Below are 14,092 nucleotides of genomic sequence, written 5' to 3'. Positions count from 1 at the left end.
GTGCACTGCACCGGCCCCCGGGCCCGGCGCGATCGTTGACGCATGATCAGACGACGCACCGCCGCCGCCCTCGTCCTGGCGCTCGCCCTCACCGGGCTGCTGCCCGCCGCCGCCCAGGCCGCTCCCGCCCCCGCCGGGCCGACCCCGCCGCGCTGGGCGGGCTGATCGACCGGACGATGGCGGGTCAGCTGGGCCGGGACCGGATACCCGGGGCGGCCGTCGCGGTGGTGAGCGCCGACGGCGGGGCGTACGTCAAGGGCTACGGGGTCGCGGACACGGCGACCGGGGCGGCAGTGGATCCGGAGCGGACGGGGTTCTACCTCGGCTCGCTGGCGAAGCTGTTCACCGCCCAGACGACCGCGCAGCTGATCGTGGACGGGCGGATCGACCCGGCCGCCGACGTCAACCGGTACCTGCCGGCCGCCAACCGGATCCCGGACAGCTACCCCGGGCGGCCCGTCACCACCGATCACCTGCTGACCCACACGGCGGGCTTCGACAGCGACCTCGTCGGAGTCAACTCGGCCACTCCGCAGGGCCTTTCGAGCCTGGCGGAGAGCCTCGCCGAGCACCGGCCGGCCCGGGTCCGGCCACCCGGGACGGTCGTCGCGTACGACAACTACGGGGCGGCTCTCGCGGGGCTGGTGGTGGAGCGGGTCAGTGGCCGCCCGTTCGCGGAGGCGGTGCGCGAGCGGGTGCTCGGCCCGCTCGGGATGGACCGGACCTCGTTCGTCCAGCCGCACCCCGAGGGCCTGCAGCCCGCGCACGGGTACCGCCCGGACGGCGCGGACGGCTGGGTGGAGGACCGGGGCCAGTACGGTCCGTGGACGCCGAGCGGGCCCGGCGGCCTCACCACCGCCGCCGACATGGCCCGTTGGCTGCGCGCCCAGCTCGCGCCGGACGCCGCCGCCCGCCTGATGCAGACCACCCACTACCGGCAGGACCCGGCGCTGCCGGGCCTCGGGTACGCGTACGAGGGCTGGACCCGGGACGGGTTCACCGGCTGGTTCAAGGACGGCGACCTGCCCGGCTTCCACGGCAACCTGCTGGTGCTGCCCGAACAGGGCCTCGGCATCTACGTGGTGTACAACGGCGACGGCGTGGACGGCGCCGCCGGCTGGGACGGCAAGGAGCTGATCCGGGCCGTCGTCGACGCCCTGCCCGGCGCGCACCCGCCGGCCGCCGGTGGCGGCGGACGGGGCAGCACGGGGGAGGCCAGGAAGGCCGCCGGGACGTACCGGGCCGCCCGGGTCAGCCGGGACAGCCTGATGCGCACCGAGGAACTGTTCGGCTCCGTCACCGTCACCGCCGAGGGCAACGGGCTGCGCACCGACGGACTCTCGCCCGACCCCCGGCATCCCGAGCAGCACTGGCTGCCGCTCGGCGGCGACCGCTACCGGGAACGCGACGGGCAGGCGGAAATCGCTTTCCGCAACGGGGTGCTGACCGCCTCCGACAACCCGTCCACCGCGTACCAGCAGCTGACCTGGCGTCAGCGGCCCGGCCCGCGCCTGGCCGCCCTCGGTGCGGCCCTGGCGGTGCTGCTCGGCGCGGCCGTCGCCGTCCCCGCCACCGCGCTCGCCCGCCGGCTGCGCCGCCGCCCCGCCCACCCGCGGCCCGCGCGGGCCGCCAGGGCGGCAGCCGCCGTCGCCGGGCTGCTCGCCGCCGGCTTCCTCGCCGCGCTGCTCGCCCTGGTCGCGGACGGCAACGCCATGATGGAGGCCGTCCCGCTGGGCACCCCGCTGGCCCTCGCCCCCACCTGGTGGGGCGCGGCGTTCCCGCCACTCGCCCTGGCCGTCACCGCAGGCGCAGCGGCCGGCTGGCTGCGCCACTGGTGGCAACTGCCCGGCCGACTCGCGATGACCGCCGTCGCCCTGGCGGGTTGTGCCTTCACGGCATTCCTGGCGCACTACCACCTGATCGCCGGCCCGCTCGGCGCGTTGCTGGCCTGACGGCCCGTCGATGGTGGGTTGGTGACGGCCGTCGTTGCCTTGGGGGGTTTCGGGTTTGGTGGGGTTCCTGGCGTATCGCCGCCGGGTCGCCGGTGCGCGCGACGGCCTGCTGGCGGCCCGTCATTGGCGCGCCCGGTGGGCTCGCGATGACCGCCGTTGCTCTGGCGGGCTGATCGCAGTCCGCTCGTCGCCCTGCTGGGCTCACGGACCGTCGCCGGCCGGGCGGGTGGTGGGTGCCCCGGCCGGTTGGCGATGAGCGCCGTTGCCCTGGCGGGCTGTGCGTGCGTGGTGCACCACCTCCTGACTGTCGGTGCGCTCGGTGTGCTGCTGGGCCGATGGGGCGTCATCGTCGTGGCCCGGCGGGTCGGTTCAGGCCAGGGTGGAGATGCAGAAGGGGTGGCCGGCCGGGTCGATCAGGACCCGCCAGCGGTCGGGGGACGGCTGGAACTCCGGTAGGGCGGCGCCCAGTTCGAGCAGGTGGGCCTGGGCGGTGTCGAGGTTCTCGACGGCGAAGTCCAGGTGGGCCTGCTTCGCCCCGGACTGGTCCGGCCAGCTCGGCGGCCGGTGGTCGGCCACCCGGTTGAACCCGAGCGCGGGCGCGCCCTGGTGGCCGATCAGGACGAAGTTGTCGTCGGAGTAGAGGACGGGCAGGCCGAGCGCGTCGCCGTAGAAGCGGCCCAGCACGGCCGGGTCCGGGCAGTCGAAGGAGACGGCCGAGTAGCGGAGCGCGGGCACGGAAGCGGTTCCAGAAGTCATGCGGCCGACGCTACGACCCGACCAGGACATCTTCTGTCCTGGTCGTGCGGCAGACTTCGGGACGTGATCAGCACCTCCGCCCGCCTGCTGCGCCTGGTCTCCCTGCTCTCCACCCGCCCGTCGTGGACCTGCGGCGAACTCGCCGAGCGGCTGGCCGTCACCGAACGCACCGTGCGGCGGGACGTCGCCAGGCTCCGCGAACTCGGCTACGGCGTCGAGTCGGACCCCGGCCCGTGGGGCGGCTACCGGCTGCGCGCGGGCTCGCACCTCCCGCCGCTGATCCTGGACGACGAGGAGGCGCTCGCGGTGGCCGTCGGGCTGCGCGAGACCGCGCTCAGCGGAGTCCTCGGCGACGATCAGGCCGCACTGTCCGCGCTGCTGAAGCTGCGTCAGGTGCTGCCGCCGCGGATCGCGAACCGGATGGGCGAGCTGGACGCCGCGCTCGCGCACACTCCGAGGCCGGCGGAGCCGCCCCTCGCCCCCGGCATGCTGCTCGACCTGGCCGCCGCCTGCCGCCGCGGCGAGCGCTGCCGGCTGTCCTACCGGGACCGGGCGGGCCGGGCCACCGTCCGCGACGTCGACCCGTACCGGCTGGTCGGCACCGGACGCCGCTGGTACTTCGTCGCCCGGGACGTCGCCCGCGGCCAGTGGCGGACCTTCCGGGCGGACCGGGTCGCCCGGATCCGGTCCACCGGCCGGCCCGTCGACCTGGCCGACCCGCCCGACCCGGCGCTGCTGGTCTCGCACGCGCTGGCCTGCGCCGACTACGCGGTCCACGTGACCTTCCGGCTCCCGCTGCCGATGGACCGGGCGCTGCGCCTGGTCCCGCCGAGCGTCGGCACCCTCCGCCCGGACGGCCCGGACGCCACCCTCGCCGAGGTCGGCGGCCCGGACGCGGACGGCCTGGCGGGCTACCTGCTCGGCCTGGCGACCCCGCTGACGGTGCTGGCCCCGGACGAGGTGCGGCACGCGCTGGTGCGCCGCACCCGGCAGCTGCTCGCCGAGAACGAGGCTGAGCCCGCGGCGAGTTGACGCCGACGGTGCGTCAACTCGGCGGAACCGCCCCGGGCGGGCGGCGGGCTCGATTAGGGTGAGGCTGCGCGCCGGGGCCGCGAGGGACGCGGCCGGTCCGGGCCCGGGGGAGGGGTGGCGGTGCTTCCGAGCACGGTCCAGCAACTGGCCGTCCTGGTGGCCATGGTGCTGCCCGGTATCTTCTACCAGGCCGTCGCCGACCGCCTGCGCGGGCCGCACGCCTCCGAACAGGAGCCGCAGAACCGGTTCCTGCGGTCCGTCGCGATCAGCGGCCTGCTGGACGCCCTGTACGCCGTCGCGGCCGGCCCCTGGCTGGCCCGGCTGCTGACCGGCGACGGCGGCCCGCTGGCCGGGGTGCTGCGGCACCCCCGGCAGGCGGGGCTCGCGGTGCTGCTGCTGGTCGTGCTGGTGCCGTCGGCCGCGGCCTGGGCCGCGTCGGCGCTGCACCGGCGCCGCGAGCGGGCGCACTACGAGCCGACGCCGACGGCCTGGGACTTCCTGTTCGCCGACCGGGAGCCCTGCTTCGTCCGGATCCGGCTCAAGGGCGGCCGCTGGGTGGGCGGTTGGCTCGGCCCGCGGTCGGCGGTCTCCGCCTTCCCGCAGCCGCAGGACGTCTACCTGGAGTCGCAGTGGCGGCTGAGCGGCGACGGGACCTTCCTCGGCCGCGTCGCGGGCACCGCCGGGGTGTACGTCAAGGGCAGTGAGATCGAGGTGCTGGAGCTGGTGGCGCCGCCGGAGCCGGCGCGGGCAGCGGTACCGGAAGCACGGAGGGAGCAGGGCGATGGCAGCGGACGGGACGAAGGGACCGCGCCGGCGCAGGCGTGACGGCCGGTCGGTGGAGAGCGTGGTCGAGGAGAACCGCGACCGGCGGATCTTCCGGATCTCCGGCGGCGCGGCCGAGCCCGACACCGGCCCGGAGGGCTCCTCGGGCACCTCGCCGGCCGAGTCCGAGCAGGCCGTCCCGCCGGAGAACGACGGTGCGGGCGAAACTCCCTGACGGAGCGTCGGCTCACGGCCCGATGTGGACGTGCGCCGCCCACAGGTGCGGCGCGGGCAGCAACTCCTCGCGCAGCTCCCGGACGGGGTGGTGCAGGGCCAGCGCCGGATCGAACGGCCGGCCCAGGTCGGCGTCCTCGCGCAGCGCGGCGTAGAAGCCCTCGGTGAGTCGGCGGGCGATCCGGTCGGACACCGTCCACAGCGTGCCGATGACGTGGGTGAACCCGGCCAGCTGGAACGACGGCGCCAGGTGCACCGCCTCGTCCGGCAGGTCGACGCCGCCCCGGGAGGTCGAACAGGCCGACAGGAAGGCGAGTTCGGCGTCCACCGGGCGGCGCGCGGACAGGTCGAAGGCGCTGAGCCGGCCGTCGTGCAGGATCAGCCCGCTGTTCGAGGGGCTGCTCGGGTCGCTGACGCCGTGACAGCTGAAGTGCGCCCAGGAGTGCCGCTCCAGCGCCCGGAGCACCTCCGCCACCCGCGCCCGCTCGCCGTCCAGCCGCAGCCCGCCGGGGAACAGTTCGGCCACCGCGTCGGCCTCGGGGCCGGCGCCGGGCAGCGGCGGGCCGCCGGGCGTCCGGGCGAGCGAGACCACCAGCGGGGCGGGCGCCGGTCGCGGCGACCCGGGGCGGTGCTCCGGCGGCGGGCGCGCAGCAGCGACCGCACCGTCGGCGTGTACGAGGAGACCACCCGGTCCATCACCCAAGTGCCGGGAAAGTCCTGGCCCTTGCCCGCCGCGTGCAGCGGCAGCGACGCGAGCCGGCCGGTGGGGCACCACCACAGGCGCGGCCAATCCTCCCCGTCCAGCGGCGTGCCGCGCAGCCGCAGCCGGTCCAGCACGGGCCCGGTCACGCTGTTCCACAGCCACTCCAGGACGAGGCCGAGCGCGCGCATCGTCCTCCGGGCCTGTGCCACGCCCTGGTCGCCGTACGCCAGGTCGATGCCGTGCTCGCCGAACACCGTGACGGCGTAGGCGAGTTCGTTCGGGGTGAGGTCGGGCAGCGGCAGCACGTCGATGTGCGGCGCGCCGCCGGGCGGGGCGGCCAGGATCAGCGCGTGCGAGCCGTAGTCGCTGACGTTGACCACCACCACGGGGCCGCGCTCCGCGGCCGACAGCAGCCGGCGGGTGGACGGCGGGCGCAGGAAGTCCTCCAGTTCGGGCAGCGCCCGGATCTCGTCCAGCAGCCGGTCCCAGCGGCGGGACAGCGCGTGGAGCTCCTCGGTCTCGCGCAGCGCGGCCGCCGCTCCGGACGGGTCGCCGGAGCTGCGGACGAAGAACGCGTCGGGCAGTTCCGTGCCCGCGAACTGCCGCGCGAGCGGGTGTTCGCGACTCAGCCGGTCCCGGATCCGCTCGAACTCCGCGGCGCGCGCCGGGTCGAGGGCACGCAGCCGGGACAGGTCGCCGTGGTTCTCCAGCCCCTGCGCCAGCAGCACGCCCCGGCCCTGTTCGAGCAGCGCGAGCGCCCGCTCGGGGTCGCCGGCCCGGATCGCGAACGCCGCCGCCGAACTCGCCAGCCCGCGGCCGGAACTGAGCCGGTCCTCCTGGTCGAGCCGGGTGAGGTGGCGGGGCGCCACCTGCGGCAGCAGCTCGACCGCCCGCGCGAAGCCCTTCAGCGCCTCCGCGGCCCGGTCCGCGTGCGCGGCGATGGTGCCCCACAGCCGGGCCGCCTCCAGGCGGGTGTGCGGCGGAAGGGTCGGGTCCTCGGCGTTGTGCCGGCTCAGCCGGAGCGCCTCCGCCAGGTCGACCTGCTCGCCGAGCCGGGCCCGGCGCAGCTGGGCCACCGCCAGCACCCGGCGGGCCGTCGGATGCATCGGGTCCGCGTCCTGGGTGTCGTCGGCGAGGGCCTCCCGGGCGGCCGCGACGGCCCGGCGCAGCGCCGTCCGGGCGGTGCGCTCGGGCAGCAGGTCGGCGGTGCCCAGGCCGGCGATGGCGAGGCGGGTCAGGGCGGTGGTCCGCAGCGGGTGCGGGGAGCCGAGCTCCAGCACCAGGTCCTCGAACCGCCGGCAGGCCGCGGTCGAGGCCCGGACGTCCTCGGCCGCGCGGGCCTGCTGATACTGCATCAGCGTCAGGTTCAGCGCGGCCCGTTCGCGGGCCGCCGCCATGCCGCCGCGCAGCGCGGCCGCCTCGCTCAGCAGGCCGATCGCCTGCTCGTGCAGCGCGTCCTCGCCGGTGGTCCCGGCCAGCACGAACAGGGCCAGGCCGAGGTTGTTCAGCAGCATCGGGCGCTGGGCCGCGGTCGGGCCGCAGCTCTCCAGCGCGGCCCGGAACGCGGTCACGGCCTGGATCTCCCAACTGCGGTCGCCGGTCCGGCTCGCCCGGTGGAGGTAGGCGGTGCCGAGGTGGGTGAGCACCGTGGGCCGGTCGGCGTGGCCCTCCGGCGCGGCGGCGAGAGCGGCTCTCAGGGTGTCGAGCGCGGCGTCCATCAGCTCCTCGGAGCCGGCCTCGACGGCCAGCGACCATTCGAGGTCGCCGAGCGCGGCCCGGACGGAGGCGGTGTCCGGGTCGTGCTCGGGCAGCAGGGCCAGGGCGGCCCGGCCGCTGTCCATGGCCTCGGTGCGCAGCGCCGTGTCGTGCCGGAAGCCGTACAGGTCGCAGAGGGAGGAGGAGAGCCCGACGAGCGCCCGGGGGTGCGGGGCCGGCGCGGCCAGGGCGACGGCCTCGCGGAGCCGGGCGACGGACCGTTCCAGGTGGGCCGGGTCGCCGGTGAAGTGGAAGCGCAGGCGCAGGTTGCCGCCGAGCGCGACCAGGCAGTCGATCCGGTCCTCGGGGTACCCGCCGGGCTCGGCGAGGGCCTCGGTCAGCAGGTCGAAGGCCCGGTCGAGGGCGGCGGTGTCGGAGCGCAGCGAGGCGGAGGAGTGGAGCGCGTCGGCGAGCCGGTGGACGGTGTTCAGCCGTTGGCCGCCCTCGGCGGGGGCCATCGCCAGGGCCTGTTCGAGGTGCTCGACGGCCCGGCCGGCGTGCTCCTCGCCGCCGCCCTGGGTGGCGAACCCCAGCAGGGCGGTGCCGAGTTGGGCGAGGTGCTCGGCCCGCTCGGAGGCCGGGCAGGGCCCGTCGGCGGTCACCACGGCGCTCAGCCCGGCCAGCCCCTTCCGGTAGGCGGCCAGGTCGCGGGTGTCGATGGCGTGCCCCACCCAGTGGCAGCCGAGCCGGTACTGGAGGTCGAGCCGCTGCGGGTCGCCCTCGGGGAGCAGGGCGACCGCCCGGTCCATCGCCGCGACGGCCTGCCGCCAGGCGGCTTCGTCGTCCGGGGCGGCCAGCAGCAGGGCCGTGCCCAGCTTGAAGCGCACGTCCGCCTCGACGCGCGGGCCGGGGGAGGGCAGCGCGAGGCACTCCCGGTAGCGGTCCGCCGCCCCGGCCGCCCGGTCGCTGCGGCCGTGGTCCACCGCGGACCTGAGCAGGTGGTCGGCCAGGTTGCGCAGCGCCGTCGCCCGGTCGGCCGACGGCTCCGGCAGCTCCTCGACGAGGCGGCGCAGCAGCGCGACCGGCTCGGCCGACGGGTCGTCGGCTCCGGCGGACTCGGCCCGCAGCAACAGCAGTTCGGCGAGCGCCGAGCCCCGTTCCACGCGGAGCGCCGGGAACTCCGGCGGGGTGGTGTCGAGCCCCTCGGCGCCGCGGGCGACGGCCGCCGCGAGGTCTTCCGGCCGCCCGCCGGCCAGGTGACGCCTGGTCAGGGCGACGGACGCCAGTGTCAGGGCTTCGGCGGCGACCTGCGGGCTGCCGGCGGGGGCGAGTTCGGCGGCCTGCAGGGCCGCGGCGAGGGCGTCGGCGTCGTCGCCGGTGCCGAACCTGAGCAGGGCGAAGCCCAGGTTGCACAGGTACCTCAGCCGCAGACCCGTGCTGCCGGCCGCGTCGACGGCCTGCCGGCAGAACGCGATCCCCTCGGCCCGGAGGCCGGGTTCGTCCTCGACGGCGGCCCGGGCGATCAGCACCATGCCGAGGTTCGAGAGCCGGTCGGTGAGCCCGGGGAGGCCGCGGTCGGCGGCGCGGACCGCCGCGCGGAGCACCGCGGCCGCCTCCGGCAGCACGGCGTGGTCGTCCTCGAACAGGGCGGCCTGGGCCAGGCAGGCGCCGAGTTCGGCCCGGTACGTCGCCACGCGGGGGTCGTCGGGCGGGCAGCGGCCGATCGCGGTGCGGGCCTCGGCGACGGCCTCCGCGAGGAGCCCGTCGCCCGGCCCGGCGGCGGCCCGGACGCGCAGCGCCAAGGCCAGGTTGCCGTGCCGGCGGGCCTGTTCGCCCGGTTCGTCCGGGGCGGCGGCCACGGCGGCGCGGCCGGCCCGCACGGCCTCGGCGAGCGACGGGTGCGCGCCGCGGTCGAACCAGTCGTCGACCAGCGCGAGGCCGAGGGAGGACAGCACCGTGCCCCGCATCGGGTCGTCCGCCGGGCAGTCGTCGGCGGCCCGGCGCAGCAGCGCGGCCGCGACGGCGGGCGCGCCGGGGTGCTGCCAGCGCAGGTAGGCGACCAGCACGGACAGCGCGACGGTGTTCGCCAGTTCGACGCCCGGCCCGTCGGCGCCCACCGGCTCGCCGGCGGCCACGGCGAGGGCGGGGGCGAACACGGGCGGGATCCGCTCCGGTGCGTGCCGCCGGACCAGGAGCAGGCAGAGCAGCCCCTCGCCGAGCAGCGACGGGTCGCTGTCGCCGCCGGCCGCGTACCCGTACAGGTCGCTCCAGCCGAGCACGAGGGCGACCTCGAACGGAAGCTCCGCGGCGGGCGGCACGCCGCCGGCCCGGAGGACGGCCGTCGCGGCGAACGCCTCGGCGGTGCCGAACCAGGCGACGGCCGCCTCGTCGGTCTCCACCGCGGCGAGGCGGGCGGCGAGCAGGTCGAACGCCTCGTCCTCGTTCACAGCCAGCTGTCCTCCTCGGGAATGTCCTCCACCAGCAGCAGCACCAGGTCCTCCCGGCTCGGCGTGCCGCCGGCCGCCAGCCGGGACGCCTGCCGCTCCACCATCTCCTCCAACAGGGTCCGCGCGTCACGGGCGTTGGCGGGGTCGCCGCGCAACTCGCGGCGGGTGAAGCGCTCGGTGAGCCGGTCGGCGACGTCCGGCGCGAGGCGGTACACGTGCCGCTCGGCCTCCCGCGCGACGATCTCGGTGAGTTCGGCCGGGTCGTACGGGTCGAACTCCAGGATGCGGGAGAACCGGGAGCGCAGGCCGGGGTTGGAGTCCAGGAAGGCCCGCATCTCCTCGGTGTAGCCCGCCGCGATCACCACCACGTCCTCCCGGTGGTCCTCCATCAGCTTGGTGAGGACGTCGATCGCCTCCTGCCCGAAGTCGCTGTTCGAGCCGAACCGCCGCGCCAGGCTGTACGCCTCGTCGATGAACAGCACACCGCCGGACGCCCGGTCGAAGGCCTGGCGGGTCCGCTGCGCGGTGTGCCCGAGGTACTCGCCGACCAGGTCGCCGCGCGCCACCTCCACCAGGTGACCCTTCTTCAGGGCGCCGAGCCCCGCCAGGATCTGCCCGTACAGCCGGGCCACGGTGGTCTTCCCGGTGCCCGGCGGGCCGGAGAACACCAGGTGGTGCGCCCGCGGCGGCGGCGGAAGGTCCTCGTCGGAGCGCCAGCGGGCCAGCCGGAGCAGGTCGACCTGGCCCGCGACCTGCCGTTTCGCCTCGGCGAGCCCGATCATGCTCTCCAGCTCGGCCATCGGCCCCGCCCCCGACCGCAGCAGGTCGTCCGCGGTGGTGCCGGTGCGGATGTCGTCCAGCACCATCCGCTCGTTCGGCACCACCGCCTCGCCCCCGCAGCCCGTCACCTCACAGTCCGTCAGGGTGCCGTACACGTCGTCCTCCAGCCGGATGCCGTCGCCGCCGGCGCCGTGCACCCGGACCCCCCTGAGGGACAGCTGACCGGTGTTGCGCGCCCAGACGCCGTGCTGCCGGCTGCCGGACACCTCCAGGCCGGTGATCTCCACCGCGCTGGTGCTGAGCACCAGCAGCCCGGCCTCGCCCGGCTTGGTCACCGTGCAGTCCCGGGCCGTCAGCCGGCTGCTGTCACGGCAGTTGAGGCCGAACAGGCCGGCCCGCTCGACGGTGACGTGCTCGGCGGTGGCGCGGGCGGCGTCCTGAAGCACCAGCCCGGAGGCGGAGACGTCCGTGACGACCGCGCCCACCAGCCGGAGCGTCACTCCGGTGCCGTGCCCGAACACCCCGTCCTTGCAGCGCTCCAGGCGCAGTTCGGTCAGCTCCACCACCGAGCCCTCCTGGACCGCGACGGCGCTCGCGGACTGGTCGTGCACCCGCAGCCGGGTGAAGTCGCCGCGCGCCTTGTGCACGGTCACGCCCGTGACGCCGAACGCCACCGCGCAGTCGTGCACCGCGGGGATGCCGCCGGAGGCGACGCTGATGCCGCTCTGGCCGGCGTTCTCCACCCGGCACTTCTCCAGCCGCCCGCGCCCCTGGTCCTCGACGACCACGCCGCTGGCCCGGCAGTGCGCGAACAGGCAGTCCCGGACCCGCGGATCGGCGCCCCGCGCCACGTACAGGCCCGTGGCGGCGCCATTGACGGTGGTGTCCTGGACGGTGCCCCGCGACTGCCGGTCGAAGGCCAGGCCGGTTGCGTGGACCTCGTCGATCCGGCACCCCACGATCTGCACCTCCGCGTGGTCGCCCACGGCGACGGCGGTGTCGCCGGTGCCGCGGAACTCGCAGCCGCGGATCTCCGCCGTCGAACGCGTCAGGTCGATGCCGCGGCCCCGACTGTCCGTCACCGCGCAGTCGGTGAGCTCGACCTGCGAACGCTCCTTCACCACCAGCGCGTGGTCCCGGCACGAGACGAACCGGGTGCGCGTCAACAGGCCCGTCGCGCCGACGAGTTCGGTCCGGCCCGCGAGGACCTCGCAGTCCCGCAGCAGCACCTCGGCGCCCTGGGCGGCGCGCAGCGCGTACTCGCCGGACGCCTCGATCCGGCACTCCCGCAGTTCGAGCCGGCCGGTGGCGACCAGCACGTCGGCGCCGCGGCCCTCCAGCGTCAGCGAGTCGAAGGTGACGTGGCCCTCGCACTGGACGGCGGACTGCTCCGGGGCCTCGATCACCACCCGGCCCTCGCCCTCCGCCCGGGCCAGCTCGACGGTGCCGGACAGCACCAGCGGCCCCGCCTCCCGGTACCGGCCCGGCTCGATCAGCAGCCGCAACGGCCGGTCCGGCGGCGCGGCGTGCAGCGCCGACGCCAGCGTCCGGTGGGCGGACCGGCGGCTCGGCCCGACCCGGAGGGTGACGGCCTCGCCGGCGGCGGACCCGGCCCGCTGGGTGCCGGCGGACAGCAGGTTCGCGCCGTACGGCGTCAGCGCGTCCGTCAACTGCGCCGGGAAGACGGTCAGTCCGTGCAGGTGCCCGTACCCGGGCGAGTGCACCGGCAGCAGCTCCACGGTCCGGCCGTCCGCCCGGAACGGCCAGTGCGGCAGCGGCGCGGGGAGGCTCGCCTCCGGGCCGAGCCGGGCCAGCACCGACGTCGCCAGGTGGCGCTGTCCGTTCGGCGACACCGTGCGCTGCACCGCCTCCAGCGAGACGACCTCGGCCCACGGCACGGTCCGCTCCCGGCCCGCGACGGCCACCACCACGCCCCGGGTCTCCACCCGCAGTTCGCAGTGCCGAGACAGCCGCAGCAGCAGCCACCCCGTCCCCGAGAAGAGCAGCACGAACATCGCGATCGCGACCGGCAGCGCCGGCGCGAACGACGCCTCCGGCGCGGACACCCGCAACGCGACGAACGAGACGACCGTGCCCAGCACCACCACCGACCGCCGCATCCGCAGCAGCGCACGGCCCGGCAAGGACAGCAGCGAGCCGGCCGCGAACACCGACGCCGCGCCGGGCCCGGCCGGCAGCCGGGTCGTCCCGCACCACCGGTCCGACGCCGGCGGCGTGAACAGCTCGTCGAGCCGCTCCTTCGGCACCGCCAGCGGGGCCAGGTCGACCAGCACGCCCTGCCACGGCGCCGACCAGCGCAGCGGTCCGCGCTCCGTCAGCGCCGCCGGGCTGCCCTCCGCCGTGCGCACCAGCAACGAGCCGCGCCAGTGCGGCGATTCGTACGACGCGGCGAACCCGCGGACCGGCAGCAGGCACAGGCCCTCGACCTGCTCCCACGGCAGCCGGACCTTCCGCATCCCGCCGCTCAGTTCGAGGAAGCGCGGATGGACCACCACCGTGACGGGCGACAGCACCCGCACGGCCGCCCTGACCAGCACCACCGCCCACACGGCGATCGCGAGCCCGGTCAGCACCGCCGCCACGGGACCCGACGCCCGCCGAACTCCGCCGACGCGCACACCGCCAGCGCGCCGGCCGCGAACACCGCACCGGCCACCCGCCACCGGCGGTACATCCCCGACGGCCGCAGCCGCGGCTGCCCGCCCCCGCCCTGCCGGTCACCAGCCCGAGCCATCGCGCCCCCCCGCGAGCCGCCGATCGTCCTGGGGACATCAAATCAGCGAACTCCGGTCGCCGGTCGGTGAATTCCGGATCCTGCGGTCGGCTGCGGCGGGGCCGGCCGTCAGTGCAGGGTGCCGGCCAGCAGGCCGAGCGCGGCGGCGGACGGCGAGCCCGGCTCGGCGCTGTACAGCAGCACCCGGTGGCCGCTGCCGTCCGAGGTGGTCAGGCTCTCGAAGGCCAGGTCGAGCTCGCCGACCAGCGGGTGGTGGAAGGACTTGCTGCCGACCGTGCACTCGCGCACCGGGTGCCGGGCCCACAGCGCGGCGAACTCCGGGCTGTGGATGGCCAGATGACCGACCAGCTCGGCCAGCTGCCGGTCCTCCGGGTGCCGGCCGACGGTCAGCCGCAGCGCGGCGAGCGCCACCCTGGTCTCGCTCTCCCAGTGGGTGTACAGCTCCCGGGTGTGCGGGTCCAGGAAGAGCAGCCTGGTCAGGTTCGGGCGCTCGGCCGGGCGGTCCGGGCTGTCCCGGTCCAGGTGCCCCGCCAGCAGGGCGTGCCCGAGCGGGTTCCACGCCAGCACGTTGTTGCGGCGGTCCAGCACCACCGCCGGGACGCGGTCCATCGCCGCGATCAACTGCCGGGTCGCGGGCCGCACCCGGTCCGGCTTCGGCGCCGCGCCGCGGTTCGCGGCCTTGCGGGGGCGGGCCAGGTCGCGCAGGTGGGCGTGCTCGTCGCGGTCCAGGCGCAGCGCGCGGGCCACCGCGTCCAGCACGCCGTCCGAGGCGTTGACGCTCTGCCCCTGTTCGAGCCGGGTGTAGTAGGTCACGCTCACGCCGGCCAGCAGCGCGAGCTCCTCGCGGCGCAGGCCCGGCACCCGGCGGCGGCTGTCCGTCGCGTTCAGCCCCACGTCCTGCGGCCGGAGTTGGGCCCGGCGGCTGCGCAGGAACTCCCCGAGATCGGTCGAAGTGTGCATGCGCACCAGGATGCCC

Annotated in this window: 9 protein-coding genes; 5 read left to right on the top strand and 4 right to left on the bottom strand. The window is 76.5% G+C overall.

The genetic code is table 11. The features are described from left to right. Window positions 1-42: 42 nt before the first annotated feature. On the top strand, window positions 43-165 hold the full coding sequence (locus tag KCH_RS45830; protein ID WP_279635825.1) for a hypothetical protein: 123 nt from the start codon (window positions 43-45) through the stop codon (window positions 163-165). Between the two features lie 11 nt (window positions 166-176). Next, on the top strand, window positions 177-1,952 hold the full coding sequence (locus KCH_RS03845; RefSeq protein WP_051652706.1) for a serine hydrolase domain-containing protein: 1,776 nt from the start codon (window positions 177-179) through the stop codon (window positions 1,950-1,952). 369 nt (window positions 1,953-2,321) lie between these two features. Here KCH_RS03845 and KCH_RS03840 read toward each other — a convergent pair whose 3' ends face one another. Further along, the gene (locus KCH_RS03840; RefSeq protein ID WP_035858982.1) at window positions 2,322-2,708 is read right to left on the bottom strand and encodes a VOC family protein; all 387 of its coding nucleotides are present in this window, start codon (window positions 2,706-2,708) and stop codon (window positions 2,322-2,324) included. 63 nt (window positions 2,709-2,771) lie between these two features. Here KCH_RS03840 and KCH_RS03835 point away from each other — a divergent pair, with 63 nt between their 5' ends. The 3 genes from KCH_RS03835 to KCH_RS40925 all read left to right on the top strand — a co-directional run bounded on the left by KCH_RS03835 (window position 2,772) and on the right by KCH_RS40925 (window position 4,737). Further along, window positions 2,772-3,740 carry a helix-turn-helix transcriptional regulator gene (locus KCH_RS03835; RefSeq protein ID WP_035858979.1) on the top strand — a complete coding sequence of 323 codons (969 nt, stop codon included), beginning with the start codon at window positions 2,772-2,774 and terminating at the stop codon, window positions 3,738-3,740. A 120-nt stretch (window positions 3,741-3,860) separates the two neighbouring features. Continuing rightward, window positions 3,861-4,565, top strand: coding sequence for a DUF6338 family protein (locus tag KCH_RS03830; RefSeq protein WP_208865916.1), 705 nt, complete (start codon window positions 3,861-3,863; stop codon window positions 4,563-4,565). A gap of 10 nt (window positions 4,566-4,575) precedes the next feature. Beyond that, complete coding sequence (locus KCH_RS40925) at window positions 4,576-4,737, top strand: hypothetical protein (RefSeq protein WP_157031879.1); 162 nt, start codon at window positions 4,576-4,578, stop codon at window positions 4,735-4,737. 12 nt (window positions 4,738-4,749) lie between these two features. Here KCH_RS40925 and KCH_RS43895 read toward each other — a convergent pair whose 3' ends face one another. The 3 genes from KCH_RS43895 to KCH_RS03815 form a co-directional block, all read right to left on the bottom strand. Continuing rightward, entirely contained in the window at window positions 4,750-7,194 is a 2,445-nt protein-coding gene (locus tag KCH_RS43895; protein ID WP_244305611.1) for a CHAT domain-containing protein, read from the bottom strand. Between the two features lie 2,383 nt (window positions 7,195-9,577). Then, window positions 9,578-12,955 carry a right-handed parallel beta-helix repeat-containing protein gene (locus KCH_RS03820; protein ID WP_157031878.1) on the bottom strand — a complete coding sequence of 1,126 codons (3,378 nt, stop codon included), beginning with the start codon at window positions 12,953-12,955 and terminating at the stop codon, window positions 9,578-9,580. Between the two features lie 269 nt (window positions 12,956-13,224). Next, entirely contained in the window at window positions 13,225-14,076 is an 852-nt protein-coding gene (locus KCH_RS03815; RefSeq protein WP_035858972.1) for a helix-turn-helix domain-containing protein, read from the bottom strand. Window positions 14,077-14,092: the final 16 nt, after the last annotated feature.

This window comes from Kitasatospora cheerisanensis KCTC 2395, from assembly GCF_000696185.1.
GTDB lineage: Bacteria > Actinomycetota > Actinomycetes > Streptomycetales > Streptomycetaceae > Kitasatospora > Kitasatospora cheerisanensis.
This window is presented reverse-complemented; position numbering and strand designations above follow the sequence as displayed.

Excerpts from the sequence above, each read along its gene's own strand:
- KCH_RS03815 (WP_035858972.1), bottom strand. The coding sequence starts at position 14,076 with ATGCACACTTCGACCGATCTCGGGGAGTTCCTGCGCAGCCGCCGGGCC.
- KCH_RS03840 (WP_035858982.1), bottom strand. The coding sequence starts at position 2,708 with ATGACTTCTGGAACCGCTTCCGTGCCCGCGCTCCGCTACTCGGCCGTC.
- KCH_RS03845 (WP_051652706.1), top strand. The coding sequence starts at position 177 with ATGGCGGGTCAGCTGGGCCGGGACCGGATACCCGGGGCGGCCGTCGCG.
- KCH_RS45830 (WP_279635825.1), top strand. The coding sequence starts at position 43 with ATGATCAGACGACGCACCGCCGCCGCCCTCGTCCTGGCGCTCGCCCTC.
- KCH_RS43895 (WP_244305611.1), bottom strand. The coding sequence starts at position 7,194 with ATGGTCGCTGGCCGTCGAGGCCGGCTCCGAGGAGCTGATGGACGCCGC.